Below are 24,909 nucleotides of genomic sequence, written 5' to 3'. Positions count from 1 at the left end.
CCCCTCGCTCGCGCCGGACGGGGCGAAGTACCGTGACGGCATGAACCACCGCGACGAAGCGCGCGACTTCCTCTCCAGCCGTCGCGCCCGCATCACCCCCGAGCAGGCCGGCGTCGAGACCTTCGGCACGCGTCGTCGCGTCACCGGGCTGCGTCGCGAAGAGGTCGCACGCCTGGCCGGCGTCAGCATCGACTACTACACGCGGCTCGAGCGCGGCAACCTGCAGGGGGTCTCGGACAGCGTGCTCGACGCCATCGGCCGGGCCCTGCAGCTCGACCCCGCCGAGCAGGAGCACCTGCGCGACCTGTCGCAGCACCAGAACGAGACCCCGCGTCGCGCCGGTCGTGTCGTGCCCGTCGCTGCCGTCCGACCCGAGCTGCAGTACCTGCTCGACGTGGTCACGGACGCCCCGGCGATGATCATCAACAACCGGCAGGACATCGTCGCCGCGAACGCGCTCGGCTTCGCGATGCACTCGGACCTGGTCGCGGCACCGGCGCGGCCGATGAACTTCTCGCGCTTCATCTTCCTCGACCCGCAGGCGCGGAACTTCTACCAGGACTGGCAGCGGGCCGCGCACACGAACGTCGCGATCCTGCGCCGCGAAGCGGGCCGGACCCCGAACGACAAGGACCTCGCCGCACTGATCGGCGAGCTGTCGATGCGGAGCGACGACTTCCGCGGCCTCTGGGCAGCGCACGACGTCCGACGCCACTACGCCGGCGTGAAGTCGTTCCGGCACAGCGTCGTGGGGCCGCTCGAACTCCACTTCCAGACGCTCGAACTCGCCGAGGACCCGGGACTCGCGCTCACCATCTACCCGGCGACCCCGGGCAGCCCCACGGCCGACGCCCTGCGGGTGCTGGCCTCGTGGGCGGCGACCGAGGGCATCGCGGAGCGGGCGCGCCAGCTCGCTTGAGGCGGTGGTGGCGACCACCCCACTGACGGGCGCGGCCCGCTCAGCGGTGACGCGCCAGCGTCATGCGGGCCGCGCCGACCGAGCCTGCGAGGGAGGACGGCGCGGGCGGGCACCGCGCCTCCCGTCCGCTCGTGGTCACGTCAGATCTCCGGGATCACCCGGTCGAACCGGCTCGTGTCCGTCCCGTCCGGGTCCGGGCCGTTGCGACGGCCGGTGTCCAGGGCGTCGAGCCGCGCGAGCTCGTCGTCCGTCAGCGCGAAGTCGAAGACGTCGAAGTTCTCGGCGATGCGACCGGGGTTCGTCGACTTCGGGATCGCGTTCCGCCCCTGCTGCACGTGCCAGCGGAGCATCACCTGCGCCGGCGTCCTGCCGTGCGCCTCGGCGATCGACCCGATCGTCGGGTCGTCCATCACGCTGACCCGCTCGTCGCCCCAGCCCGGGTAGAACGTGATGCCGCCGATGGGGGACCACGCCTGGTCGAGGATGCCGTGCTCGGCGTCGGCCCGCTGGACGTCCGGCTGGGTGAAGTACGGGTGCAGCTCGACCTGGTTGAGCGCCGGGATGACGTCGGACTGGTCGAGCAGGGAGCGCAGGTGGTGCGGCATGAAGTTGCTCACACCGATCGCGCGGACCCGGCCGTCGGCGTACAGGCGCTCGAGAGCCCGGTACGCCTGCACGGTCTGCTCGAAGCGGTCCGGCGCGGGCTGGTGCAGGATCAGCACGTCGATCGTGTCGAAGCCGAGCTTGCCGGTCGCCTTGTCGAAGGCGTGCAGGGTCTCGTCGAAGCCGTAGTCCGAGACCCAGATCTTGGTCTCGACCACGATGTCGTCGCGGTCGACGCCCGAGGCGCGGATGCCCTCGCCGACCTCGCGCTCGTTGCCGTACGCGGCGGCGGTGTCGATGTGGCGGTACCCGGTCTCCAGGGCCGTGCGGACAGCGTCCACGGTCTCCTCCGGAGCGCTCTGGAACACGCCGAAACCGATGGCGGGGATCTCGAGTCCGTTGTTCAGGGTGACTGTCTCCATACCGACGACGCTACGACCGCCGACCCCCTGCTGACGGGTACCAGCAACCCCTGCTTGCGGCACCCGGCCGGCCGTACCGTGGACGCATGGACACCAGAAGCGAAGTGCGCGACTTCCTCCGCACACGCCGCGAGCGGGTCACACCGCAGCAGGTCGGTCTGCCCGACTTCGGTGGGGTACGCCGCGTCAAGGGACTGCGGCGCGAAGAGCTCGCGATGGTCGCGGGGATGAGCGTCGACTACTACGTCCGCCTCGAGCGCGGGAACCTGACCGGGGTCTCCGAGAGCGTCCTCGAGTCGCTGTCCCGTGCACTGCGTCTCGACGATGCCGAGCACGCGCACCTGTTCGACCTGGCCCGTCTGCAGAACGCTTCGGGTGCCTCGCGCCGGACGATCCCGACGTCGAAGGTCCGACCGAACGTGCAGCGGGTGCTCGACTCGATCAGCGCCCCCGCCTGGGTCCGCAACGGCCGGTTCGACTTCCTCGCCGGGAACGCACTCGCCCGCGCGGTGTACTCGCCGCTGTTCCTCTCGCCCGCCGGCACCCCGAACACCGCGCGCTTCGCGTTCCTCGACCCGCGCGGCCAGCAGTTCTGGCGCGACTGGGACGCGATCGCCGGCGACGTGGTCGCCGCCCTGCGCGCCGAGGCCGCCCGCTCGCCGTACGACAAGGGACTCACCGACCTGATCGGGGAACTCTCCACCCGCAGTGACGAGTTCCGGCGGCGCTGGGCCGCACACGACGTGATGCGGCACCGGAGCGGTGTCAAGCGCGTGCACCACCCGGACGTGGGCGATCTCGACATGAGCTACGAGACGATGGAGCTCGTCACGGACTCGGGGCTGACCATGGTCGTGTACGGCACCGAGCCCGGGTCGGCGTCCGAGGAACGGCTGCAGCTGCTGGCGAACCTCGCGGCGACGAGCGCGACCGGTGCGACCGGTGCGACGAGTGCGGCGTCGGCGTCGGCGACGGCGTCGGCCACTTCCACTGCGGCGGCGGAGGACTCGTGAACGAGACCGAGTCCGTCGAGACCGTCATCACGGCTCCGTCGACCGGGTTCGTCAGCCGACTGCGGTTCGGGCTGCGCGCCGAGCAGGAGATCCACGAGCTCACCCGTGACCGCGAGCTCGAGGAACGGGTTCGAGCCGAGGCAGCCGTGCGGCTCGCGCCCGGGCCGTGGCACCTGGGGGAGCTGTTCCGTCGGCGGTGACGGCTGAGGGGGGAGGACAGCACCTGTCACGGCCCCGCGGTCGGCCCTAGCGTCGAGGACATGACCTTCGCCGACACCGACCCCGAGTTCGCCCGGTACCACGCCGACTTCGTGGACGAGACCCTGCGGAACGCCTCACTCAGCGAGCACGACCGTGTGGTCGTCCAGCTCGGTGCGACGATCGCGGCCGGGGCACCGACGGCGTTCCGCGACCTGCTGGAGGCTGCCCTCGACGGCCCGCTCTCGCCCACCGAAGCGAAGGAGATCGTGTACCAGGCGGTGGCATACGTCGGCTCCGCACGCGTCGGTGACTTCCTGTCGATCACCAACGCCGTGCTCGTCGCCCGCGGGGTCGCTCTGCCGTTGCCCGGGCGGTCGACGACCACCCCGGCGGACCGGCTCGAGCGCGGCCGAGCGGTGCAGGGCTCCGTCGTCGGCGCGGACCGCGTCGACGCGATGTACGAGAACGCCCCCGCGGACGCCGTGCACTTCCAGCGGTTCCTGTCCGGCAACTGCTTCGGGGACACCGTCGGCCGGGACGGCCTGTCGCTGCCCACCCGTGAACTCCTGACCTTCGCGCTGCTCGCGGCGCTCGGCGGGGCCGACGCGCAGGTGCAGGGGCACGTGGCCGGCAACCTGAACGTCGGGAACACCCGCCAGCAGATGCTGGACGTCCTGACCGTGCTCGTCCCGCTCATCGGCTACCCGCGCACGTTGAACGCCCTGGCCGCCGTGAACGAGGGAGCACCCGCAGCATGAGCACGGACCACTCGATGTCGACGGGCCGGACCCTGCTCTTCGCCGTCGCGGGGGGAGCAGCGGTCGGCAACCTGTACTGGTCGCAGCCGCTGCTCGACGACATCGCATCGTCGCTCGGCACCTCGGCGTCGCTCGCCGGGCTGCTCGTCACGCTGACCCAGGTCGGCTACGCCCTCGGCATCCTGCTCGTGGTGCCGCTCGGGGACGTCCTCGACCGCCGACGCCTCATCCCCTGGGTGCTCGTCGCCTCCGCCGTCGCGCTGCTGCTCGCCGCGATCGCACCGACCTTCGCGACGCTCCTGGTCGCCCTGGCGCTGGTCGGGCTGACGACGGTCGCGGGGCAGCTCCTCATCCCGCTGGCCGGGGACCTCGCCGACCCCGCGCAGCGCGGACGCGTCGTCGGCACGATCGCGTCCGGGGTGCTCACCGGCATCCTCGTGTCTCGGACGATCAGCGGCCTGGTCGCGGACGCGTTCGGGTGGCGCGCGATCTACGTCCTCGCCGCCGTCGTCGCGGTCGTCCTCGCCGTGTTGCTGCGGCGGGCCATCCCGGAGCTCGACGCCCGCGGCAAGGTGGCGTACCCGCAGCTCATCCTGTCGGTGTTCCGTGCCGTCCGGACCCACCGGACCGTCCAGGTCACGCTGGTGATCAGCTCGTCGGTGTTCGCCGTGTTCACGATGTTCTGGACCGCCCTGACGTTCCTGCTGAGCAGCGACCCCTACGACTTCTCCACCAGCAGCATCGGGTTGGTCGGCTTGGTGGGGCTCGCGGGTGCCGTGGCGGCGCAGCGGGTCGGGCGACTGCACGACCGGGGGTTGTCGGTACCCGTCACCGGCGGAGCGATCGTGCTCCTGCTCGTCTCCCTGGTCGTCGCCGGGATCGGTGCGCACTCGATCGTCGTGGTGCTGCTCGCCGTGCTGCTGCTCGACGTCGCCGTGCAGGCCGCGAACGTGCTCAACCAGACTCGGCTCTTCTCGGTCGACCCGGCCGCGCGGAGCCGGCTCAACACGGCGTTCGTCACCTCGAACTTCATCGGCGGCGCGATCGGTTCGGCCCTGGCGTCGGTGCTGTGGAACGCCGGGGGCTGGACGGCGGTCACGATCGGCGCCGCGGTGCTGGCGGGGTTCGCCGCGACGGTCTGGGTCGCGCACCGGGACCGTGGTCTCGTGGTCGAGCCGGAGCGGGCCTGACCCCGGGGCTCAGCGGACCAGGGGGTTCGTGACCTCGAGCTCACCGTGGTCGACGAGCCAGCGCACGGCGTCCAGCACGGTCTCCTCGGCGGTGAACGCCGGAGCGTAGCCGAGCAGACGACTCGCCTTCTCGGTGCTGAAGACCTGGCTGCGGGACAGGTGCTCCCAGCTGGCGCCAGCGTGTTCCGGAGCCGTGGTCTCGCGGAACCGGTCCCAGGTGACGGAGTCGAGCCGGGCCTCCTGGCCGAACCACGACGCTGCCAGGTGGGCGTACCCGCGCGCGGTGAGCGCCGTCGGAGCCGTCACGAAGAAGTCCTCGCCCGCCGCCGCATCGCGGTGCTCGACCGCGAGCTGGAACGCCTGCGCGACGTCGTCGGCGTGCACGTGGGCCATCGTCTCGGCGCCGAGACCGGGGACCTCGAGCGGTTCGCCGGCGGACAGCTTCGTCAGCACCGAGGTGTCGAGGTTGCCGAGCGGACCGATCGGCGTCCAGCCCGGACCGCTGATGTGACCGGGGTGCAGCGACGTCGTGACCAAACCGCCTGATGCGGTTTTTTCCTTGAGCATCCGGGCGATGGCGTCCTTCTGGACGCCGTAGTCGCCGAACGGCGGGGTGGCGTTCTGCTCGGTGATCGGCAGCACGTGCGAGACACCGGCGCGCCAGATCGAACCGCAGTGCACCAGGTGCGTGCCGGTGCCGCGGAGCGCGTCGACCAGCGCTGCGGCCGAGGACTCGGTGAAGCAGACGAGGTCGACGACGGCGTCGGCACCGAGCGCGGCGATGCGGCTGCCGAAGGTGCCGTCACGGTCCTCCTGCTCGCGGTCGGCGGTGATCCGCTCGACCTGCTGCCACTCCGGGGCGTCGGCGTACGGGGTGCTCGTGCCGCGCGTGACGGCGACGACGCGGTGCCCCGAGCGGACGAGACGGGGGACGAGGAACGAGCCGATGTGGCCGGTGGCTCCGATGACGACGATGTGCATGAGGGCCACCGTAGGCCGAGGCGTGCGGATCGTGAGCAGGAACGGTCGGGTGCGGCGGTGCGACCCGACCGTTCCTGCTCACGAAGCGCGCCCGCGGCGAGCGCAGCGCGCGCGGCGAGCAAGCGCAGCGCGCCGAGCTGCACGCTCAGTCGGCGGTGATGACCTTCACGGAGCCGGCGATGGTCGCGGCGTCCTCGGCGAGCGCGACGACGGGGTCGGGCAGGCCCGCGCCCCCGAGGGCCTTGCGCACACCCCAGCCGACGAAGCTGCCGACGAGGGCACCGACGCCACCGAGGATCGCGCCCTCGATGCGCAGGTCGCGCTTGCCCGTGGTGCCGAGTGCGGCTCCGGCGAGGGCACCGGACGCGACACGTCCGAGCAACGCCGAGGGGGCGATGCGGTTCGGGGTCTTCGGCAGCTTGTCGCCGATGAGCTCACCGACGGCGGAGGCGACGAGCAGCCCACGGCCGACCGGGGTGCTGAAGACCTTCCACTGCTGCCACGAACCCTTCAGCGAGGACCGGTCGTGGTTCAGTGCGAGGACGGCGAGCGGGGTGGCGCTCCGGCCGCCGCTCATGATGCCGAGGACCAGGGTGCGGACCAGGGTGTGCTGCTCGTGCTGCTTGCTCATCGTGACTCCTGTCGTGTTGCCCCCGACGGTACGCACGGTGACCTCGGGTGTTCCGAGCATCGCGAGCGATCGCCGGGCGGACGTCCGGCGTTCCCCGTGCACGGAGCCTCCCCGAGTAGCGTCCGGCGCATGAGCAACGTCATCGTCCTCGGCGGCCACGGCAAGGTCGCCCTCCTCGCCACCCGCATCCTGTCCGAGCGCGGACACACGGTCACCTCCGTCATCCGGAACGCCGACCAGTCCGACGAGATCCGGGCGCACGGCGGCGAACCGCACGTCGCGGACATCCAGCAGCAGTCCCTGAACGACTTCGCCGAACTGATCCGCGGGCACGACGCCGTGGTGTGGTCGGCCGGTGCCGGTGGCGGTTCCGTCGACCGGACCTGGGCCATCGACCGCGACGCTGCGGTGCTGTCGATCCAGGGGGCGGAGCAGGCCGGCGTCGACCGCTACGTGATGGTGTCGTGGTCCGGCTCGCAGCTCGACCACGGGATCCCGCAGGACCAGGACTTCTTCGCGTACGCGCAGTCGAAGATGATCGCCGACGCGGTGCTCCGCGATTCGGGGCTGCAGTGGACGATCGTCGCCCCGAGCACCCTGACCGATGACGAGCCGACCGGCTCCGTCGACTGGGACGGCTCGTCGACCGAGGTGCCGCGCGGTGACGTGGCGCACGTGGTCGCCGACGTGGTCGAGAACCCCGGCACGGCCGGCAACACCTTCCGGTTCAACACGGGGTCGACCCCGGTGGCGGAGTTCCTGCGCGCCGACGCGGTCTGACCAGGACCGGCAGACCACTGACGGACGGGGTCGCGGCGGTCCTCCCGCCGCGACCCCGAGTTGTCCGTCGCGTCGCCGCGGCGCTCAGGCCATCTGCGCGTAGAAGCGCTCCGGTGCATCGGCGAGCGACGCCTTCACCATCCGGCTCCAGTCGTCGACCAGCACCTCGGCCGCGCCGCGCTCCACACCGTCGAGTGCCGCACGGGCCACGTCCGTCGGGTCCGTCTTCGGGCCGTCGTAGTCGCCCATCATGTCGGTGTCGGCCGCACCGAGGTGGAGTCCCTGCACGCTGATGCCCCGATCGGCGAGCTCGAGGCGGACCGCGTTCGTCATGTTCCACTCGGCCGCCTTCGCCGCGGCGTAGCCACCGGCGCCGGGCGCCGCGAACCAGGACAGTGCCGACAGCACGTTGACGATCGCGCCGCCGCCGTTCCGCTCGATCACCGGCGCGAAGGCGCGGATCATCGACAGGCTGCCCCAGAAGTGCGTGTCCATGGCCTTCCGGACGACGGTCAGGTCGTCGGTCACCAGGGAGCCCTGCGTCGAGATGCCGGCGTTGTTCACGAGCAGTGTCACGTCGCCCGCGGCTGCGGCCACCGCGTCGACCGAGGCTCGGTCGGTGATGTCGAGGGGCAGCGCGACGACGCCCTCGACGTCGACGAGTTCAGGGCGGCGTGCGGTCGCGTAGACCTTCGACGCCCCGCGCTCCAGCAGCTCCAGGGCGAAGCGGCGTCCGATGCCGCGGTTCGAGCCGGTGACGAGTGCGACCGATCCAGCGATGTCCATGGTGTCTCCTCCTGCCGCGCGGGTGTCTCCCGCAGCGGCTCGGCTACGCTAAGACCTCACATCCATGTCAGGGGCAAGCCCGGATCGGAGCACACATGCGCATCGGCGACCTCGCGGCCGAGACCGGCGTCAGCGTCCGCTCGCTGCGGTACTACGAGGAGCAGGGACTGCTCACCGCGTCGCGCACCGCGAGCGGGCAGCGGATCTACACGGACGCAGCGGTCGAGCGGGTCCAGCTCGTGCAGCAGCTGTTCGCCGCCGGGCTCGCGAGCCGCACGATCGTGCAGCTGCTGCCCTGCGTCGACCGTGGGGAGTCGACGCCGGAGTCGTTCGCGCTGCTCATCGCGGAGCGGGACCGGATCACCGCGCAGCTGGCCGAGCTCGAGGCGGTCCGGGGGCGGCTCGACCAGGTCATCGCGATCACCGAGCACCCCACCGCCGAGCACTGCCCGGCGCTCCGTGACCGGCCTGCGGAGCCGGTCGCGGCCTGAGACGCGACACCGGGACGGACGGGAGGCCCGTGGCGGGTCCGCCACGGGCCTCCAGGCCGCATCCCGGTCACGACCAGGGCCGCAGGTGCGGCGTCAGGGCTGGAACACCTGGATCTGGTCCAGCTCCGCGAACCCGGTCCCCTTGGTGAAGGTGAGCGTGTTCGCGCCGGCCTTCAGGGTGACCGTCTTCTGCGCCCATCCGAACCGGCCCCAGTTGACGGTCGGCGCGTAGCTGACCGAACCGGCCGAGGTCCCGTTGACCGCGAGTGCGTGCGTGCTCGTCGCACCCGTGCCGTTGTCGTACCGGACGTTCACCGTGTACGTCCCCGCGGTCGCGGCCTGCACCGTGAACTGCACGGAACTCGTCGCGTTGTTGATGTTCCCGACCTTCGCGCCACCGACGGCGTCGGCCTGGGTGACGGTGCTCGTGTCGTTCCGGACCGCGGACTCGGCCTCGTACCGCTGCGCGTTGATCGGGATCGACCCGACCCGCACGTCGTTGTACGTGGTGGTGAGGTTCTCGACGTTCGTCGCCTGGTACAGCGTCTTGCCGTCCGCGCTCGAGTCGAAGCCCTGGGCGAAGCCGCTGAACGTCCCACCCTCGGCGTCCCGCGCGTCGTACGTCACCGCGTACGGGAGCTGCTCCCACGAACCCGTGCCCTGGTTGCGGTTCACGACGAAGTTCTGGCCACCGTCGATGTTGCCCGCGCTGTCGAGGGACCACTTGGACGAGACGACGATCATGCCGTTGGCGTTGCCCGCGGTCGGCACCCAGCGCACCTCGGGCGACGACCCGACGCCACGGCCGTCCGGCAGCGCGATCTTGGTGCCGATGCTCGTCTCGGGGCTCCAGTTCAGGCCGTCCGGTGAGGTCTTGAAGTACACCGGCGCCGTGTTGTTCGTCTGGCTCGGTCGGTTGACGACCTCGAACGTCGCCACGTAGTTGCCGTTCGGGATCCGCGTCACCGTGATCATGCCCGGACGGTCGCTCTTGTTGGTCGGTGCGGACACGTTGACCAGGCCGCCCCAGGTCAGACCGCCGTCCGTCGAGCGCCGGTAGCTGACGGCCTGCAGGACGTTGTTCGCCTTCTGCCGCTCGTCCGAGAAGTAGGTGACCAGCCCGCCGTTCGCATCGACGGCGACGGACGGCTCCCACACCGTCGAGGTCGTCGAGGTCGGACTCGGGTCGTAGGTGGCCGGACCGCCGGTGTCGACGGTGCTCACGAAGGACCAGGTCAGCCCGTGGTCGAGGCTCTTGTACATGACCAGTCGGCTGCTCGAACGGTCGGTGGGCATGATCATGCCGCTCAGCAGCAGCGTGCCGGCCGGCATCGTGCCGAGCTGGACCGGGGTCTCGTACAGCGACGGCTGCGCGGTGCGGGAGAGCGTCGGGAACTGCGTGCTCGGCTTGACCGTGGCGACGCGGCTCCACGAGGTGCCGTTGTCCGTGCTCCGGTAGATCGGGTAGACCTGCACGCCGTTCTCGAGCACGAGCTGGTCGAAGGTGACGAACTGCTGGCCGTTGGCCGATCCGCTGTTCTTCAGGACGATGTTCTTCGCGTAGGTGGTGCCGGCAGCGCGGCCGCCCTCGGGGTTGAACGAGGAACCCGCTGCCGGCGAGTACACGAGGGCTCCGTTGCCGGTCGTGACCGCCTGAGCGGGGAGGGGGCCGGCGACGCCGGCGACGAGGGCTGCCGCGGCGGCGGCAGCGATGACGACGAGCGCGAGCGTTCGGCGTCGACGAGACGCCGGAGCGGCGCCGAGGCGGAGGGACATGGTGCTCCGTTCGGTTGGTGGTGCAGTGGTGGTGCCCAGAGGCGGACCGGAGGCGCGGGACCGACCCGACCCGCGCCTCCAGACCGTCACGGGGTCGCGGACAGGGCCGCTGCCACAACCCGTTCCTGTCGCGTCTGCGCAGCGAACGCGTCGGCGACCGGGTTGCGACGACGGTCGAGGCCGCCGGCGCCGTCCTCGACGAGGTCGAAGAGGCCCATCGTGAGCAGGTGCTCCTGGCGAGGGGCGTCCGTGTGCCGCCAGGTCCACTCGTACATGTCGAACAGCGGCCACCAGGTGTAGCCGACGACCGGCACCCCCTCGTCGCGGAGCTCCCGCACGGCTGCGACCGACGCGTCCAGCCAGCCGATGCGCTCCTCGACCGAACCGGTGACGCACGTCTCCGTGAGCATGACCGGGGCACCGTAGCGCTCGGCGTAGGTGGTGAGCACGTCGCGGAGCCCCTCGACGCCGGTGTCCTCGTAGGGCCGCGGGTCGGCGAACCCGCCGCCGTGGTGCACCCCCGCCTCGAACACCTCGGTGGAGTGCAGCGGGTAGTAGTTGACGCCCATCACGTCGGGCCGGACCGCGTGCTGCCGGAACCAGTCGAGGTCGGCGTCGGTGACGCCCCCCGACCGGAGCCGACCGACCAGGGGGTGCGCGTCGTCGACGCCCCCGGTGACCAGGTCCTCGACCAGGAACGTCTGGGCGCGCAGGCGGGCGACCGTGTCCCGGTGTTCCGGGGCGTCGACGTCGCCCACGTACCGGATGCCGGCGTCCACGTGCACGAAGGTGGCGGCGTCGCCGAGCTCGCGGGTGATCGCGTGCTGCGTCGAGACGAACCCCTTGGCCAGGGCGGACGCGATCCGGGCCGACCCCTCGGCGCCGGTCAGGTACGGGGGCCAGTACCCGTACTCACCCGAGAACAAGGCGTGGATGACGGGCTCGTTGACGGGCGTGTAGTCGGTGGCGACGTCGCCGTACCGCGCCGCGAACCGGGCGGCGTACTCGGTGACGTGCGCCGGGTAGTCGGGGTGGGCGAACTGCCCGTCGAGCCAGAGCGGTGTGCCGTAGTGCAGCAGGTCGACCACGGGCCGCAGGCCGGTCTCGCGGAACCGCGCCATGACGCCGTCGACCCACGACCAGTCCCAGACGCCGGGCTCGGGGGCGACGCGGTACCAGGGGACGCCCCATCGCAGGAGTTCGGCGCCGACGTCGACCGCCAGCCCGAGGTCGGCGGCGTACTGCCGGTAGTGGTCGGTGAGCTCGTACTCGTCGATGGGCCGTTCACCCGGTCGGGCCTGCGGGACGAAGGTGTCCTCGATGCCCAGGGCGAAGTGCAGCCTGCCGTCGTCGGACCAGTGCATGGTGTCTCGTTTCGTGGTGGGCACGGCCGCTCCGGGCTCGTGCGGTGTCGTCGTCACTTGAGCCCGGTGCTGGCGACGCTCTCGATGAAGCGGCGTTGCACGAGCAGGAACATGACGGCGAGGGGCAGCACGGCGATCAGGGCGCCGGCCATCATCACGCCCTGCGGGATGATCCCGCCGGGTCCGGTCAGCAGGGTGAGGCCGGACGTGATGGTCCCCATGTCCTGGTCGGTGGTGAACACCAGCGGCCAGAGCAGGTCGTTCCAGTTGTTGACGAAGGTGAAGATGCCGAGGGTGAGCAGGGCGGGGACGGCGTTCGGCAGGACGACGCTCCGGAAGATCCGCCACTCCGAGGCCCCGTCGATCCGCGCCGCGTTGTCCAGGTCGCGGGGCAACGACACGAAGAACTGCCGCAGGAAGAAGATCCCGAAGGCGTCCGCCGCCCGAGGAGCGATGAGCCCCGCGAACGTGTTCACCCACCCGAGGTCGGACACCAGTTGGTAGATCGGGATGAGCGTCGCCTGGAACGGGATCATCAGGCTGGCGACGATCACGATGAGCAGCACCTTGCTGCCCCGGAAGTCGAGCCGTGCCAGGGCGTAGGCGGCGAGCGCGTCGAACGCCAGCGCGAACACCGTCACACCGCCGGCGAACGCGAAGCTGTTCAGGATGAGCCGCCCGAACGGCAGCTGCGTGAAGATCGCCCGGAAGTTGTCGAGCGTCCAGGTGTGCGGGAACAGCGTCGGCGGGTAGGCGTTGACCTCGCTCGCCGGTTTGAACGCGGTGAACACGATCACGAGCACGGGGAGCAGCACCGCCAGGGTCACGACGGCCACGGCTGCGAAGCCGAGCCAGCGCATCGACGGCTGTCGACGGGCCACGGTGCTGCGTCGGACGACGGTCGCGGGACGGGGGAGCGCGGTCATGATGCGGTGTCCTCTCCGCGCTTCCCGAAGAACAGGAACTGCACGAGGCTGAGCAGCAGGGTCGCGATGAGGAGCACGTACGCCAGGGCGCTCGCGAACCCGAGGTCGAGGTCCTTGAAGCCGGACTGGTAGATCTGCATGACGATCGTCTCGGTCGACCGGTACGGACCACCGCCGGTCAGGACGTAGATCTGGTCGAACGCCTGCAGTGCGGCGATGAGGGCGACGATCACGACGAACGCCATCGTGTTGCTCAGCATCGGGAAGGTGACGTTCGCGAACCGCTGGCGGCCGTTCGCTCCGTCGAGCTGCGCTGCCTCGTACAGGCTCGTGGGGATCTCCTGCAGCCCGGCCAGGAAGATCACCATGTAGAAGCCGAAGTTCTTCCACACGGCCACGAGCACCACGGTGGGCATCGCGAGCGTCGGGTCCTGCAGCACGTTGCCGAGCCGGATGCCGACGAGCTGCAGCCAGTGGTTCAGCAAACCGATCTGCGGGTCGAGCAGGTACGAGCACGCGAACGCGGCGACGGCCAGGGACACGATGAACGGCAGGAACAACGCCGACCGGAAGAACCCGCGGAACGGCAGGGCCGGGTGGTTCAGCACGAGGGCGAGCACCAGGGCGACGACGATCGCGACGGGGGTGAAGAGCACCGAGTAGAGCGCGGTGTTGCCGATGGACCGCAGGACGTCGGGGTCGGTGAAGACCCGGACGTAGTTCGCGAACCCGATGAACGACGGGTCGCCGAACCCGCTGGCGTCGGTGAACGACAGCCGGAGCGCCGAGAGCATGGGCCAGAGCACGAACGCCCCGAGGATGACGATCGCGGGTGCGAGGAACCCGACGATGGTGGCGCGGCGGCGGAACGTGCCGTTCAGGGGCGATCGTCCGCCGAGCTGGCCCGGTGGTCGGTACCGACGGCGTCGGCCGAGTTGCTGCGTGGTCACGAGGGTCCTCCGAGGGCCGGTGCTGCTACTTCAGGGCCGACTGCACGTCGGCGTCGGCGGTGGCGAGGAGCGATTCGGGGTCCCCGCCCGCCATCGCCTTCTGGGTCGCGGTGTCCACGGCGGTGAGCACGTCAGCGCTGTCGACCACGCCGGGCAGGAGCGGGATCGTGGTGCCCGGCAGCCCGGTGAGCGTCGCGACGGTCGGGTTCTCGTCGACGTCCGCGGCGGTGACGTCGGTGCGGAGCGGCGGCCAGCCGGACCCGAGGGCCCACTTCGTCGCGACGGACTGCTCGTTGAAGTAGCGCAGGAACCGCTCGGCCGCGGCCTGCTTCGCGTCGTCGGTCTGGGCCGTGACACCGAGCGAGATGCCGATGGCCGAGGCCACCTGCGCTTCGGGGCCCGCCGGGATCGCGGCGATGCCGTAGTCGATGTCCGAGGCCTCGGCGACGCCGGCCATCCAGGGGCCGCCGATCTCCATGGCGGTCTTTCCGGCCGTGAAGAGCTTGTCCGCGGCGATGCCGTCGACACCGGTCGGCGAGATCTTGTCGTCGCGCACCGCCTTCGCCCAGTACTCGAGCGTCTCGGCGTTCGCGGCGGAGTCGATGGTGGACTTCGTGCCCGCCTCGTTCGTGATCGATCCGCCGTTGCCGGCGAACAGGCTCGGCCAGATGCCGTTGCCGACGGTCTGGTGGTCCGGCAGCACGAGCCCGTACTGCTCGGGGGTGCCGTCGCCGTTCTCGTCCTTCGTGAGCTTCTTCGCGTCGGCGACCCACTCGTCCCAGGTGGTCGGGAAGGAGTCGATGCCGGCCGCTGCGAACAGCCTCTTGTTGTAGATCACGGAGAGCGGGACGAACCCGCTCGGCACCCCGTACTCCTTGCCGTCGACCCGCTCCATCGCGACGGCCTGTTCCTTCAGGTCCCCGGTGTTGTTGGCGTCGTCGGCGTAGAAGTCGCTGAGGTCGACCAGCGCCTTCTTCTGCGCGTAGACCGGCAGCCGGTCGGAGGTCATCGCGACGAGGTCCGGGCCCTTCTTCGCGGACAGGGCGGGGAGCATCGTGTCGTCGATCACGGCCCAGGTCTTCGTCTGGGTCGTGATGGTGACCTTGTCCTGCGAGGCGTTGAAGTCCTTGACGATGCCGTCCAGGACCTTGCCGTCGGCCTCGGTGTAGCCGTGCCAGAACGTCAGGTCGACGTGGCCGCCGTCACCCGACGACCCGGGGGAGCCGGCGCACCCGGCGAGGGAGAGCGACGCCGCTGCTGCGAGCGCGACGACCGCGATGTGCTTCTTCATCGAAAACCTGCCATCCGTCCGGCACGTCGGTGTGCGGACCTCGTCCATGCCGGATTTACACCGGTGTAAATGTGGACAGTAGCCGGTGCTCGACCGCCCGGTCAAGGGGTCGGGGAGCACCCGCGGTCACCGGGTCAGGCAGAGACCGAGCGCAACGGTCCGGACGACGCCCGGACGACGAGTGCGTGCGGCGAGCGCAGCACCCCCGGTGTCGCCGGGGCGCCCTCCTCGAGCTGGGCGACGAGCACCCCGACCGCCGTCGCCGCGACGCGGTCCAGGTCGGCCGACACGGTGGTCAGCGCCGGGGTCGAGTACGCCGACTCCTCGATGTCGTCGAACCCGACGACCGCGACGTCGTCCGGCACGGTCCGGCCCGCGAGCTGCAGGGCACTCATCGCCCCGAGCGCCAGCGCGTCGTTGCAGCAGACGATCCCGTCGACCGGCACGCCGGCGTCGAGGAGTTGCCGTGCAGCCGCCGCCCCCTCGGCCCGGTGCCACAGCGCGGTCGGCACCACGCGCTCGGGTGCGAACGGCACGCCGTGGTCGTCGAGCGCCTCGCGGTAGCCCCGCAGTCGCTCCTGCGCCGTGCGCACGGGGCCCGACGGGTCGGAGCCGATGAACGCGATCGACCGCCGACCGGCGTCGAGCAGGTGCGCGGTCGCGTCCCGCAGCGCGTCGGCGTTCGACATGGCGATGAACGGCACGGGGGCGTCCGGGATCGGCTCACCGAGCACGACCAGGGGGAACTTCACCTCGAGCGCGGCGGCGTCGCTCGGCCGGACGGTCAGGGGGCTGTAGATGATGCCGTCGATGGAGTGCTCGCGCATCCGGGTGATCGCGTCCGCCTCGCGCACGCCGCTCGCGGTCTGCTCGATGAGCACCGTGTAGCCCACGGCTCCGGCAGCGCGGATGACGGCGTCGGCGAGTTCGGCGAAGTACGCCTGCCGCAGTTCCGGCACCGCGAGGCCGAGCACCTTGGAGCGTCCGGCGCGGAAGTTCCGGGCCGAGACGTTGAGCTCGTAGCCGAGCTCGTCGACGGCGGCCATCACACGGTCGCGGGTGCGGACGGAGACGTGTTCGTAGCCGGACAGCACGTTCGAGACGGTCTTCTTCGAGACACCCGCCACGGCGGCGACGTCGCTCATCGTGGGCGGAGAGCGGTGCCCCTGCGCCATCGGGCGCCCCCTCTCACCTACGGACTGCGTTCGGCAGGAACCTACCGCACCAGCGTGGTGCGGACCGGACGGGAGGCCCGTGGCGGGCCCGCCACGGGCCTCCCGTCCGGTCGGTCGCCCGTCCAGGGCCCCGCTCAGTCCGCCAGGAACCGCAGGACCGCGAGTACCCGCCGGTTCTCGTTCGGCGTCGCCTCGAGCCCGAGCTTGGTGAAGACCGCGGTGACGTGCTTCTCGACGGTCCCGCCGGACAGGAACAGCGTGTCCGCGATCGCGGCGTTGGACCGGCCCTCGGCCATCAGGCGCAGCACGTCGGTCTCGCGGGCGGTCAGCGAGTCGAGCGGACCGCTCGTGGCACGCGGCGCCTGGACCAGTGCGGCAGCCACCTCGGGGTCGAGCACGACGTTGCCCGCGGCGACCTGGTGCAGTGAGTCGATGAAGGTGCCGACCTCGGCGACCTGGTCCTTCAGCAGGTACCCGACGCCGACGGTGGCGACGTCGAGCAGCGCCCGCGCCCACTGCGCCTCGGCGTACTGCGAGAACAGGAGCACCCCGACGTCGGGCCGGACGTCCTTCACCCGCACGGCCGCGCGGACGCCCTCGTCGGTGTGGGTCGGCGGCATCCGGATGTCCATCACCACGACGTCGACCGCGCCGTGCGCGACGGCGGCCACCGCGGCGTCGCCGTCCGACACCGGCACGACCTCGTGCCCGCGACCGCGCAGCAGGGACGTCAGCCCCTCGCGCACGATCGTGTTGTCGTCGGCGACGACGATCCTCACCGTTCGGCTCCGCTCGGCATGCGCATCCGGATGCGGGTCGGGCCGCCGGCGGGGCTGTCCACCTGCAGGTCCCCGTCCACGGCGCACAGCCGTTCGAGCACCCCGGCCAGGCCGGTGCCGTGACCGTCGGGGGTGCCGAGCGCGACGTGTGCCCCGCCGTGGCCGTCGTCCTCCACCTCGACGAGCAGGTCGGTGCCGAGCATGCCGACCCGGACGGCGGTGGCCGAGGCCCCGGCGTGCTTCGACACGTTCGTCAGCAGCTCGAGCACCCCGAAGTACGCGATCCCCTCGACGACGCGGGACGGCCGGACGGGCAGGTCCACCGACAGCGCGACGGGGAACGGGGTCCGGGAGCACGCCGAGGTCAGCGCGGCCTCGAGCCCCTCGTCGAGGACGGGCGGGCGGATGCCGCGGGCCAGGGCGCGGAGCTCGACCAGCGCCTCTTTCGTCGACGCGTGTGCCCGGTCGACCAGCGCGGTGACCGCGTCCGGGTCGGCGCCGGTCTGCAGGCGGTCGCGGGCGTCGCCGAGGGTCATCGCCAGGCCGACGAGCCGGGCCTGGGTACCGTCGTGCAGCTCCCGCTCGATGCGGCGCAGGGTGGTGTCGGCGTCGAGCACGGCGGCGTCGCGCGAGGCCGTGACCTGGCGGAGCCGCAGGTCGCGGGCGGTGGCACCGAGCAGGGCGCGGATGACCACACGCTGCAGTGCCGCGAGCCCGTGGTTCACCGCGGGCCAGAGGAACAGCACGATGAGCAGGCCGAGCACCGCGAACGCGACCTGCAGCGGCGGGGTGTCGACGTACACGCCGAGGAACTGCGCACCGCTGTGGAGCTCGCCGTCCGCGCCCCGCTGCGCCGGCAGGAAGTGCCCCCACGCCGCGTGGGTCATCGCGCCGAGACCGCTCACGAGCACAGCGGTCGAGACGGCGAACGTGGTGGTGGTCAGCACGAACCCCGCGAGCAGGTACGCGAACGCCCGCCAGGTGGGGCCGTCCGACAGCCGGGCGAACGCGGTGCCGAGCGGCGTCGAACCTGCACGGGGCGGTGCCGGGGCGACGACGACCTGCCCGAGCAGCGCGGCGGACATCCGGCGGGTGACCGCGGCGAACCAGTGCGACCCACCGAGCAGGAACGCGGCGACGACCAGGCCGACCCAGGTCAGCGACACCGGGATGCCGACGGCCAGCACCACGACGAACCAGGCCAGCGCGGCGATCGCGATCGGCAGGTGCGCGGCGTGGAACGCGAAGGCCCGCCAAGTGCTGCCGTCGGCGACGGCTCGGAACGGTCGGAACCGGGGGACGGTGGTGGGTGCGCCCGGGGTGGCGACGGCGGTGTACATGCGGACCTCTTCGTGTCGGTGACGAGCTTATTGCCCGACACCAGCCTCGCCGCGGGGGTCCGCCCGCACACCGGTGCTGCCCCCCGTCGTCGGTGGGGAAACCCCGCGATCGTCGCCAGCCGGGTCCGGTCAGGCCCCGGTCTGCTCGGTCGGTGCGGCCACGGGCTTCGACTGGCTCGACCCTCGTTGCCGCAGGGACACGGTGGCGATCACCATCACCGAGATGACCAGGAACTCCGACTGCCAGTTCTGCATCGACTCGAACCAGAACTGGCTCGTGCCCAGGTAGCCCCACGCCGTGACGACATCGCCGCCGTGTTCGAGCTGCTCCTCGTTGTAGGCCGCCGCACCACCGATCAGGTGCCCCACGACACTGCCGAGGAACAGCACCGCGAACAGGATCAGCAGGGAGTTCTCGTACAGCACGAGCACGATCCCGCCCCGGCGCACCGGCCACGGGGCCTTCGGGTCGTCGGCGTGCTCCCGGGGGTCCTCGTCCTGCGGGCTCTGTTCATCCAGGGGCTCGGACTCGCTCGACCCCTTCTGGAACAGGAACACCGTGAACACGATGTACGCGCCCATCTGCAGGAACTCGCTCTCCCAGTTCTCGAAGGTGGCCTCGGCGAAGTCGCCGCTCGTCAGGAAGCCCCAGAGCGACACGGCCGCCTCGCCGTGCTGGAGTGCGTCCGCCGCGGACACCCGCCACCCGGCGAACACCATGCCGACGAAGCACACGACGAAGACGGCGACGTTCGCGAGGAGCAGGCCGTGCCGTCGCACGCGCTGCCACCCACTCGATCCGTTGTGCAGGCCGAGGGTCACCGGGTCCTCCGTTCGTCGCGTCGAGCCCATCCTGGTCCGGTCGCCACGAACGCCTTCGCAGGAGCACCCGACCGGTCGTGCCGGTCCGTCAGCGACTCAGAGCATGACGCCGGTGGCCGTCGCCAGCGCGTCGAGCAGTTCGGTGCGGAACCGCCGGTCGGCGACCGCCGGGTGCGGCTCCTGCCGCTCCCCGTGGAACCAGTAACCACCCGTCACGGTTTGGTCCGGGTCGGTCGCGAGCGTCTCCTGCGTCCGGTGTCCGAGCTCGAAGTCGTCCGGAGCGCCGGCCCCGCCCATCTTGGTCGCCACCCAGCCCGGGTCGACGGCGTTGCTCAGCACGCCCGGGCGTCGGAGCGGCACCTCGGCGGCGAGCGCCGTCACGAACAGCTTCGTGTCGGAGTACGAGTTCGTCTCCGAAGCGCCGGTCCAGTCGACGGTGTCCAGGCGCGGACGGCCGCCCCGGTGCATCCCGCTGCTCAGGTACACGTGCCGCCCCGGCGAGCGGAGCAACGCGGTGAACAGGTAGGGCGCCACGACGTTGACGGGCACCAGGGAACGGCCGGAGATCACCCCGGCGTTGTGCACGACGGCGTCGAGCGGGGTGCCGGCGTCGAGTTCCCGGGCGGTGGCGATCACGGCGTCGCGGTCCGCCAGGTCGGCGACGACGAGTTCGGCGCCGCGCTCCACCAGGTCGGCGACCGCCTCGGCGCGGGCTGGGTTGCGCGCGTGGACGACGACGTCGTGTCCGCTGCGGAGCAGCGAGTCGGCGGTTCCCCGCCCGAGGCCGTCGGTGGATCCGGTGACGAGGATGCGTGCCATCCGCCCATCATGCGCCCGACGGCTGCGGCGGGTCCGGCAGGTGGACCGGGAACGAGCGGACGGGAGGCACGGTGCGGGCCCGCCACGGGCCTCCCGGCTGTTCACGGGCCGGCCACAGGGCCGCGGTACGGTCGCTGCATGAGCAGCTTCCTCGAGCCGATCGACGCCGTCGGCGTCGGTGACGCGACGATCGTGCCGGACGCCACGCGACCGGTCGCGGCGGTCGTCACGGGCGACGACGTGCGGTGGGTGACGTGGCCGGACGCCCCGTTGCCGGACGGTGCGGTCGACGAGGTCGGGGTCCTCGCGACCGACGGGGGCGCCTGGGTCGTCTACGGATCGCTCGAGGAAGTGGGCGACGACCTCGACGAGATGTCCCGGACCGCCGTGCACGTCACGCCGACCGGGGTGACGTGCACGGTCGACCTCGGTGATCGACGCGTGCTCGGGGCGGACGTCGAGGGGCTGTGGATCGGCGACCCGCGTGACGCGTCGATGTGGATGGGAGAGGACGAGGACTCCGAGCACGAGGGCCTCGAGGATTCGGAGGACGATGACGGGGAATCGGACGACCCGCTCGACGGCGTCGACCCGGAGACCCTGCCGTGGGCGCCGTCGGAGCCGTTCTGGCCGTCGCCGGAGGAGTGGGCCGCGACGCTGGCGGCCGGCGAGGAGCCGGAGGACGACGACCCCGAGCTGCTGGACGACGACGACGCGGACGATGACGGCCCCCGCTACTCCTGGAGTGCCGGATCCGACGCCGACGACGACGAGGACGACTTCCCTCGTCGGTCGGGAGCACCGGCCGTTCCCGCGCCACCCCTGCCGACGCCGCCGACCGAACTCGTGCTCGTGCGGACCGACGGCGGCCGGACGACGATCGCCGTCGACCACCTGGTCGAGGACGTCCGCCGCACCGGCTCGGTCCTCACCATCCGGTACGCACCGACCGGTCCGCGACTGGAGCCCGACGCGTCCGTGTTCCGGAACGTCGTCTACGTCTCCCGCGAGGTCGACCTCGACGTGACCGGCGGCCTACCCGCCACCGTGACCACGGGGGACCTGCCGTCCCGCCCCGCGATCGACGAGGACGAGACGTCGTGGGAGGACGAACAGGACCGACAGGAAACGGCCCTCGCACCGTGGACGGAGCGGTTCGACCTGACCGACGTCGAGGGCGCGCGCTGGCCGCTGCACGACCTGGACGCTGCCGCACGGGAGCGCGCGGTCGCGGACCTCGTGGGCGTGTTCGAGGCACTCGACCAGCCCGACATCCGGTGGACCCGCGACCACCCCGCGCTCCACCGGTCGGCGAGTGCCTACCGGGCCGTCGAGGTCACCGTCGAGGGGGAGTGGCCCGCGACCGAAGTCGTGGTGTCGTTCGAGCACAGCGCCGTGCCGTACCTGCGGCTCCGTCGGCGCTACCGGGTGTTCGACGATGCCGGGCACGTGCAGGACTGGCCGTACGTCGGCGTGCACCTGGACGAGGACATCGACAGCGGGCACATCGCCGACCGGTCGGACGCGGTGGACGGGGTGCTCGACATCTGAGGGGTGCTGCACTGCCGGTCAGTGCCGCATCAGACCTCGACGACGGCCCGCAGCTCGAGCGCCACGGCGTTCAGGTCCTCGATCAACCCGTCCGCCCGGTCGGCGTACTCCGGAGCAGGTGCCCCCGCATCACGCCCCTTGCCGTTCGGCCACGGTGCCCGCACCGGCGCGGCGACCGTCAGCAGGTCGTCACGGTCCCAGCCGTGCTCGAGCAGCCCACGCGCATGGTCCACACGCTCCTGCACCCGCGCGACGTGGGGATCGCCGTGCTCGGTGAGGAAGGCGACGAGCCGGTCGCCGCGGACCACGTACCGCCGGAGCTGGTCGCGTCGGTTCCGCTCGTCGTACCGGCCGCCGTGCAGCAGGTGTCGGCGCAGCCATCCCATGCCCCGATGATCCCACCGCACACCGCGGCCCGATGGTCCTGTACGTTTCCTGTGTAGACATCCCCCTGACCAGAGAGGACGCGGCGCCATGAGTGACGGCACGCCCCAGTACAACCAGCAGAACCCGAACCCCTACGCAGCCGGCGGGCAGCCCTACGGCGCTCCGATGCAGCCGTCGTCCGACCGCTTCAACGTCATGGCGATCGTCGGGTTCGTCCTGGCCTTCGTGGTGAACATCGCCGGCCTCGTGGTGTCCATCATCGCGCTCTCGCAGATCAAGAAGACCGGGGAGCGCGGCCGCGGCCTGGCTCTCGCCGGCATCATCATCAGCGCCCTGTCGCTCGTGTTCGGCATCATCTGGATCATCTTCCTGTTCGCCGTCGTCGCGACCGGCTCCACGAGCGGGTACTGACACCCACCAGCACCAGACCGGAGGCCCGTGGCAGCTCGCCACGGGCCTCCCGTTCGTCCGGTGTCGGCTCTGACCGCGGCCTCAGCCGATGACGCCGGTGTGCTCCAGCACGATGTTCAGACCGATCAGGATCAGGACGACACCACCCGCGATCTCCGCCGGCTTGCCGAAGCGGGCACCGACACGGCGACCGACCAGGACCCCGACGAACGACAGCACCGCGGTCGTGATCCCGATGAGCAGCACCGCGCCGCCGATCGAGACGGGCAGGAACGCCAGGGTGACGCCGACCGCCAGGGCGTCGATGCTGGTCGCCACCGCCAGCACGAGGAGCTCGCGGATCGGCAGCCGATCGGTGTCCTGCTCGGTGTCCTCGTGCTTCGAGAAGGCCTCCCACAGCATCTTCCCGCCGATCAGCGCGAGCAGCCCGAACGCGACCCAGTGGTCGAAGGCCGCGATGTACTGCGCGAACGCCGACCCGAGCAGCCAGCCGAGCAACGGCATCACCGCCTGGAACACCCCGAACGTCAGCGCGATCACGATCGCGTGCCGCACGTCGAAGCGCTTCATGTGCAGGCCCTTGCCGAGGGCGACGGCGAAGGCGTCCGCGGAGACGCCGAGCGCGATGAGGAACAGGGCCCAGAAGGACATGGGGTGGCGCCTTTCGAGACGGTCGGATGGAGACTCCGACGTCTCAGGACCTGACGATCCTGGCACGGCCCGGGGCACGAAAAGGCCTGATCAGCGGGATTCGTCGGCCCGAATCCGCGGGTTGGTGGGCCCGGCCCGCCAACCCGGCCCACGTCGTCGACGTGACCAGGGACGGACTGGAGGCCCGTGGCGGGCACGGCCACGTGCCTCCAGGCCGGCAGTCAGTGCGTCAGGAACCGGCGGCCGCGTGCGCGGCGACCTGACTGGCCGTCAGTTCCGTGCCGTAGACGGCGGCGTACCGCATCGAGCCGGTGAAGTACGGGTTGTTCGTGGAACCCGGCCACCCGCTGACGACGTCGTAGCCGACGCGGAAGTACCCGGTGAAGTTCTCGGGGCTCTTGAAGGCCGTGTTCGACGCGACGAGCGTGCCGTCGACGTACAGGCGCATGCCGTTGGTGGGCGACATCGTGGCGACGGTGTGGTGCCAGGCACCGTCGTTGACAGCCGTCGGCGACGTGATGACCTGGGTGGCGCCGTTGTAGGTGCCGAACGCGAGCTGGCCGGTCGTGGTCAGGTAGAGCTTCCGGTCGTGCTGGCTCGACGCTCCGGTCTGGCTGCTGCCGAAGCCGATGAGCATGCCGCCGGCGACCGTCGTGCGGAACCAGACCTCCTCGCTGAAGGTCGTCGGGTTGGCGGACGAGCGCGGGGTGGAGACGTAGCTCGTGGACCCGTTGAGCGCGTAGGCGCTCCCGCTGTCACGCGGGCAGGCGTTCGGGCTCGGCGTGGTCGCGGTCATGGCGCCCTGGTAGGTGCCGTTCGCAGCACGACCCGACCAGTCGGTGGCCGTCCGCGAACCCGACGCCTCGGTCAGGCGGTAGGCGAACAGCGCGTTCGCGGTGTCCGCACCGACGGCGCCCGTGCAGGTGAAGTACGGGGCGGTCGCGGCCGTGTTCGCGCTGTTGGTCACGCGGGCGGTGTACGCCGAGCGGGTCGGGGCGAACTGGTTCAGCAGGACGACGACGGCCAGGGCGACCACGAGGAGGACGGCGACGACGCGACCGTCGCGCAGGCGGCGGAGGATCACGAGGGACGCACCGCCTCGACGCGGCCGACCGCCAGGCACGCCACGAGCGGCACGAGGCACACGGCGACCAGGGCGACCCAACCCAGGGGGTCGAGGTCGATGTTCGACATGAGCTGGTAGTGCCCGTTCTTCGTCAGCTCGTGGATGACGACCCGGCCCATCTCGCCGTCGACCAGGTGGACGCTGTTGCCGCCGTGGGCGTCGACGCGGACCGGGAAGATCCCCGACGAGATCACGGTGGCCTCGACGCCGGTCGGGCTCGAGGTGTTCGTGATCGTCGTCACGTTGACGAACGGCTTGAACACGAACGCCGCGTACGAGACGGTCAGGGCGCTGCCCGCGATCCGCAGGCATGTGCGGGTCACCCGGTCGGTGAACGCGCTGGTCAGGGTCAGGATGATCAGCGTGCCGATGAGCAGGATCGGGGCGGCGCGGAGCAGCCAGCCGATGCGCGGGACGAGGAGCGCGGGGGTGCCGATCACGTCGGCCTGGGTGAGCGTCCACGGGTCCGTCGCGCCGTTGACGTCACCGCGGGTGTGGATCCCGCCGTCCGCGTCGATCGAGACGATGCGGTGCGTGTAGACGACGTCCGGGTTGGCGGAGGTCTCGAACGAGACGATGTCGCCGACGCTGAGCGTGGCGACGTCCACCGGCAGGTCGAGCACGAGGGTGCCGACCGGGGCGGCTTCGCCCATCGAGGGGGTCTCGACGACGAACCAGCGCCCGCCGGCGGAGAGGAACAGGACGGCGGCGGTGAGCAGCAGGGCGGCGATCGCGGCGACCGACCAGGCGAGGACCGTCTCGGAGC

27 protein-coding genes are annotated in these 24,909 nt (G+C 71.3%); 9 read left to right on the top strand and 18 right to left on the bottom strand.

Features of this window, described 5'->3' with window-relative positions:
• The first annotated feature begins 40 nt into the window (after positions 1-40).
• The gene (locus DEJ00_RS03920; protein WP_027466864.1) at positions 41-919 is read left to right on the top strand and encodes a helix-turn-helix transcriptional regulator; all 879 of its coding nucleotides are present in this window, start codon (positions 41-43) and stop codon (positions 917-919) included.
• 140 nt (positions 920-1,059) lie between these two features.
• On the opposite strand, the gene DEJ00_RS03915 is transcribed toward DEJ00_RS03920, so the two are convergent.
• Entirely contained in the window at positions 1,060-1,944 is an 885-nt protein-coding gene (locus DEJ00_RS03915; RefSeq protein ID WP_111056485.1) for an aldo/keto reductase, read from the bottom strand.
• Between the two features lie 86 nt (positions 1,945-2,030).
• Between DEJ00_RS03915 and DEJ00_RS03910 the strand changes: the two genes are divergently transcribed.
• From DEJ00_RS03910 to DEJ00_RS03895, 4 genes are read left to right on the top strand one after another with little or no spacing between them, the layout of a single operon-like run.
• Positions 2,031-2,957, top strand: a complete 927-nt coding sequence (locus DEJ00_RS03910; protein WP_181440082.1) for a helix-turn-helix transcriptional regulator — start codon at positions 2,031-2,033, stop codon at positions 2,955-2,957.
• Positions 2,954-3,157: a hypothetical protein gene (locus DEJ00_RS03905; RefSeq protein WP_111056483.1), complete on the top strand. Its 204-nt coding sequence runs from the start codon at positions 2,954-2,956 to the stop codon at positions 3,155-3,157. The genes DEJ00_RS03910 and DEJ00_RS03905 overlap by 4 nt, the downstream gene beginning before the upstream one ends.
• Before the next feature lie 60 nt (positions 3,158-3,217).
• Positions 3,218-3,916, top strand: coding sequence for a carboxymuconolactone decarboxylase family protein (locus tag DEJ00_RS03900; protein ID WP_111056482.1), 699 nt, complete (start codon positions 3,218-3,220; stop codon positions 3,914-3,916).
• Positions 3,913-5,106, top strand: coding sequence for an MFS transporter (locus DEJ00_RS03895; RefSeq protein WP_111056481.1), 1,194 nt, complete (start codon positions 3,913-3,915; stop codon positions 5,104-5,106). Before DEJ00_RS03900 ends, DEJ00_RS03895 begins: the two co-directional genes overlap by 4 nt.
• A gap of 9 nt (positions 5,107-5,115) precedes the next feature.
• On the opposite strand, the gene DEJ00_RS03890 is transcribed toward DEJ00_RS03895, so the two are convergent.
• Entirely contained in the window at positions 5,116-6,087 is a 972-nt protein-coding gene (locus tag DEJ00_RS03890; RefSeq protein ID WP_111056480.1) for an NAD(P)-dependent oxidoreductase, read from the bottom strand.
• A 145-nt stretch (positions 6,088-6,232) separates the two neighbouring features.
• Positions 6,233-6,718 (bottom strand): DUF4126 family protein, encoded by a 486-nt coding sequence (locus DEJ00_RS03885; RefSeq protein ID WP_051597019.1) that lies wholly within the window; start codon positions 6,716-6,718, stop codon positions 6,233-6,235.
• Between the two features lie 129 nt (positions 6,719-6,847).
• On the opposite strand from DEJ00_RS03885, the gene DEJ00_RS03880 reads away from it, so the two are divergent.
• Entirely contained in the window at positions 6,848-7,498 is a 651-nt protein-coding gene (locus DEJ00_RS03880) for an NAD(P)H-binding protein (RefSeq protein ID WP_111056479.1), read from the top strand.
• Positions 7,499-7,582: 84 nt separating this feature from the next.
• On the opposite strand, the gene DEJ00_RS03875 is transcribed toward DEJ00_RS03880, so the two are convergent.
• On the bottom strand, positions 7,583-8,284 hold the full coding sequence (locus DEJ00_RS03875) for an SDR family oxidoreductase (protein WP_111056478.1): 702 nt from the start codon (positions 8,282-8,284) through the stop codon (positions 7,583-7,585).
• A 95-nt stretch (positions 8,285-8,379) separates the two neighbouring features.
• On the opposite strand from DEJ00_RS03875, the gene DEJ00_RS03870 reads away from it, so the two are divergent.
• A complete protein-coding gene (locus DEJ00_RS03870) occupies positions 8,380-8,775 on the top strand; it encodes a MerR family transcriptional regulator (RefSeq protein WP_027466874.1) in 396 nt (131 codons plus the stop codon).
• A 93-nt stretch (positions 8,776-8,868) separates the two neighbouring features.
• On the opposite strand, the gene DEJ00_RS03865 is transcribed toward DEJ00_RS03870, so the two are convergent.
• From DEJ00_RS03865 to DEJ00_RS03820, 10 genes are all read right to left on the bottom strand, one after another.
• Positions 8,869-10,551 carry a CBM35 domain-containing protein gene (locus DEJ00_RS03865; protein WP_111056477.1) on the bottom strand — a complete coding sequence of 561 codons (1,683 nt, stop codon included), beginning with the start codon at positions 10,549-10,551 and terminating at the stop codon, positions 8,869-8,871.
• Between the two features lie 86 nt (positions 10,552-10,637).
• Positions 10,638-11,915: a family 1 glycosylhydrolase gene (locus DEJ00_RS03860; RefSeq protein WP_111056476.1), complete on the bottom strand. Its 1,278-nt coding sequence runs from the start codon at positions 11,913-11,915 to the stop codon at positions 10,638-10,640.
• Between the two features lie 53 nt (positions 11,916-11,968).
• The gene (locus DEJ00_RS03855) at positions 11,969-12,841 is read right to left on the bottom strand and encodes a carbohydrate ABC transporter permease (protein WP_071404106.1); all 873 of its coding nucleotides are present in this window, start codon (positions 12,839-12,841) and stop codon (positions 11,969-11,971) included.
• A complete protein-coding gene (locus tag DEJ00_RS03850; RefSeq protein WP_111056475.1) occupies positions 12,838-13,791 on the bottom strand; it encodes a carbohydrate ABC transporter permease in 954 nt (317 codons plus the stop codon). The genes DEJ00_RS03855 and DEJ00_RS03850 overlap by 4 nt, the downstream gene beginning before the upstream one ends.
• Positions 13,792-13,816: 25 nt before the next feature.
• Positions 13,817-15,082, bottom strand: coding sequence for an ABC transporter substrate-binding protein (locus DEJ00_RS03845; RefSeq protein WP_111056474.1), 1,266 nt, complete (start codon positions 15,080-15,082; stop codon positions 13,817-13,819).
• Between the two features lie 134 nt (positions 15,083-15,216).
• Entirely contained in the window at positions 15,217-16,227 is a 1,011-nt protein-coding gene (locus DEJ00_RS03840) for a LacI family DNA-binding transcriptional regulator (protein ID WP_111056473.1), read from the bottom strand.
• A gap of 164 nt (positions 16,228-16,391) precedes the next feature.
• Positions 16,392-17,036: a response regulator transcription factor gene (locus DEJ00_RS03835; RefSeq protein ID WP_027466877.1), complete on the bottom strand. Its 645-nt coding sequence runs from the start codon at positions 17,034-17,036 to the stop codon at positions 16,392-16,394.
• Positions 17,033-18,376, bottom strand: a complete 1,344-nt coding sequence (locus tag DEJ00_RS03830; RefSeq protein WP_111056472.1) for a sensor domain-containing protein — start codon at positions 18,374-18,376, stop codon at positions 17,033-17,035. The genes DEJ00_RS03835 and DEJ00_RS03830 overlap by 4 nt, the downstream gene beginning before the upstream one ends.
• Positions 18,377-18,505: 129 nt before the next feature.
• A complete protein-coding gene (locus tag DEJ00_RS03825) occupies positions 18,506-19,198 on the bottom strand; it encodes a DUF6766 family protein (protein WP_258373526.1) in 693 nt (230 codons plus the stop codon).
• A 96-nt stretch (positions 19,199-19,294) separates the two neighbouring features.
• The gene (locus DEJ00_RS03820; RefSeq protein ID WP_111056471.1) at positions 19,295-20,017 is read right to left on the bottom strand and encodes an SDR family NAD(P)-dependent oxidoreductase; all 723 of its coding nucleotides are present in this window, start codon (positions 20,015-20,017) and stop codon (positions 19,295-19,297) included.
• A 138-nt stretch (positions 20,018-20,155) separates the two neighbouring features.
• On the opposite strand from DEJ00_RS03820, the gene DEJ00_RS03815 reads away from it, so the two are divergent.
• Positions 20,156-21,568, top strand: a complete 1,413-nt coding sequence (locus DEJ00_RS03815) for a hypothetical protein (RefSeq protein ID WP_111056470.1) — start codon at positions 20,156-20,158, stop codon at positions 21,566-21,568.
• 29 nt (positions 21,569-21,597) lie between these two features.
• Here the strand turns inward: DEJ00_RS03815 and DEJ00_RS03810 are convergent, their stop codons facing one another.
• A complete protein-coding gene (locus DEJ00_RS03810) occupies positions 21,598-21,954 on the bottom strand; it encodes a hypothetical protein (RefSeq protein ID WP_111056469.1) in 357 nt (118 codons plus the stop codon).
• Between the two features lie 88 nt (positions 21,955-22,042).
• Between DEJ00_RS03810 and DEJ00_RS03805 the strand changes: the two genes are divergently transcribed.
• On the top strand, positions 22,043-22,366 hold the full coding sequence (locus DEJ00_RS03805; protein ID WP_111056468.1) for a DUF4190 domain-containing protein: 324 nt from the start codon (positions 22,043-22,045) through the stop codon (positions 22,364-22,366).
• Positions 22,367-22,447: 81 nt separating this feature from the next.
• Here DEJ00_RS03805 and DEJ00_RS03800 read toward each other — a convergent pair whose 3' ends face one another.
• The 3 genes from DEJ00_RS03800 to DEJ00_RS18425 all read right to left on the bottom strand — a co-directional run.
• A complete protein-coding gene (locus tag DEJ00_RS03800; protein ID WP_111056467.1) occupies positions 22,448-23,017 on the bottom strand; it encodes a manganese efflux pump MntP family protein in 570 nt (189 codons plus the stop codon).
• A 229-nt stretch (positions 23,018-23,246) separates the two neighbouring features.
• On the bottom strand, positions 23,247-24,101 hold the full coding sequence (locus DEJ00_RS03795; protein ID WP_111056466.1) for a LamG domain-containing protein: 855 nt from the start codon (positions 24,099-24,101) through the stop codon (positions 23,247-23,249).
• On the bottom strand, positions 24,098-24,909 hold an 812-nt coding region (locus DEJ00_RS18425; RefSeq protein WP_111056465.1), incomplete at its 5' end, for a S26 family signal peptidase. The genes DEJ00_RS03795 and DEJ00_RS18425, both read right to left, overlap by 4 nt.

The organism is Curtobacterium sp. MCLR17_039 (assembly GCF_003234745.1).
Classification (GTDB): Bacteria; Actinomycetota; Actinomycetes; order Actinomycetales; family Microbacteriaceae; genus Curtobacterium; species Curtobacterium flaccumfaciens.
The sequence above is the reverse complement of the archived record's forward strand: the minus strand, read 5'-3'. Positions and strand labels throughout refer to the sequence as shown.

What these genes read in the sequence shown, in the direction of transcription:
- DEJ00_RS03820 (WP_111056471.1), bottom strand. Translation starts at nt 20,017, where the DNA reads ATGGCACGCATCCTCGTCACCGGATCCACCGACGGCCTCGGGCGGGGA.
- DEJ00_RS03920 (WP_027466864.1), top strand. Translation starts at nt 41, where the DNA reads ATGAACCACCGCGACGAAGCGCGCGACTTCCTCTCCAGCCGTCGCGCC.
- DEJ00_RS03880 (WP_111056479.1), top strand. Translation starts at nt 6,848, where the DNA reads ATGAGCAACGTCATCGTCCTCGGCGGCCACGGCAAGGTCGCCCTCCTC.
- DEJ00_RS03800 (WP_111056467.1), bottom strand. Translation starts at nt 23,017, where the DNA reads ATGTCCTTCTGGGCCCTGTTCCTCATCGCGCTCGGCGTCTCCGCGGAC.
- DEJ00_RS03810 (WP_111056469.1), bottom strand. Translation starts at nt 21,954, where the DNA reads ATGGGATGGCTGCGCCGACACCTGCTGCACGGCGGCCGGTACGACGAG.
- DEJ00_RS03890 (WP_111056480.1), bottom strand. Translation starts at nt 6,087, where the DNA reads ATGCACATCGTCGTCATCGGAGCCACCGGCCACATCGGCTCGTTCCTC.
- DEJ00_RS03860 (WP_111056476.1), bottom strand. Translation starts at nt 11,915, where the DNA reads ATGCACTGGTCCGACGACGGCAGGCTGCACTTCGCCCTGGGCATCGAG.
- DEJ00_RS03845 (WP_111056474.1), bottom strand. Translation starts at nt 15,082, where the DNA reads ATGAAGAAGCACATCGCGGTCGTCGCGCTCGCAGCAGCGGCGTCGCTC.
- DEJ00_RS03865 (WP_111056477.1), bottom strand. Translation starts at nt 10,551, where the DNA reads ATGTCCCTCCGCCTCGGCGCCGCTCCGGCGTCTCGTCGACGCCGAACG.
- DEJ00_RS03915 (WP_111056485.1), bottom strand. Translation starts at nt 1,944, where the DNA reads ATGGAGACAGTCACCCTGAACAACGGACTCGAGATCCCCGCCATCGGT.
- DEJ00_RS03895 (WP_111056481.1), top strand. Translation starts at nt 3,913, where the DNA reads ATGAGCACGGACCACTCGATGTCGACGGGCCGGACCCTGCTCTTCGCC.
- DEJ00_RS03875 (WP_111056478.1), bottom strand. Translation starts at nt 8,284, where the DNA reads ATGGACATCGCTGGATCGGTCGCACTCGTCACCGGCTCGAACCGCGGC.
- DEJ00_RS03855 (WP_071404106.1), bottom strand. Translation starts at nt 12,841, where the DNA reads ATGACCGCGCTCCCCCGTCCCGCGACCGTCGTCCGACGCAGCACCGTG.
- DEJ00_RS03815 (WP_111056470.1), top strand. Translation starts at nt 20,156, where the DNA reads ATGAGCAGCTTCCTCGAGCCGATCGACGCCGTCGGCGTCGGTGACGCG.
- DEJ00_RS03910 (WP_181440082.1), top strand. Translation starts at nt 2,031, where the DNA reads ATGGACACCAGAAGCGAAGTGCGCGACTTCCTCCGCACACGCCGCGAG.
- DEJ00_RS03885 (WP_051597019.1), bottom strand. Translation starts at nt 6,718, where the DNA reads ATGAGCAAGCAGCACGAGCAGCACACCCTGGTCCGCACCCTGGTCCTC.
- DEJ00_RS03805 (WP_111056468.1), top strand. Translation starts at nt 22,043, where the DNA reads ATGAGTGACGGCACGCCCCAGTACAACCAGCAGAACCCGAACCCCTAC.
- DEJ00_RS03830 (WP_111056472.1), bottom strand. Translation starts at nt 18,376, where the DNA reads ATGTACACCGCCGTCGCCACCCCGGGCGCACCCACCACCGTCCCCCGG.
- DEJ00_RS03900 (WP_111056482.1), top strand. Translation starts at nt 3,218, where the DNA reads ATGACCTTCGCCGACACCGACCCCGAGTTCGCCCGGTACCACGCCGAC.
- DEJ00_RS03840 (WP_111056473.1), bottom strand. Translation starts at nt 16,227, where the DNA reads ATGAGCGACGTCGCCGCCGTGGCGGGTGTCTCGAAGAAGACCGTCTCG.
- DEJ00_RS03870 (WP_027466874.1), top strand. Translation starts at nt 8,380, where the DNA reads ATGCGCATCGGCGACCTCGCGGCCGAGACCGGCGTCAGCGTCCGCTCG.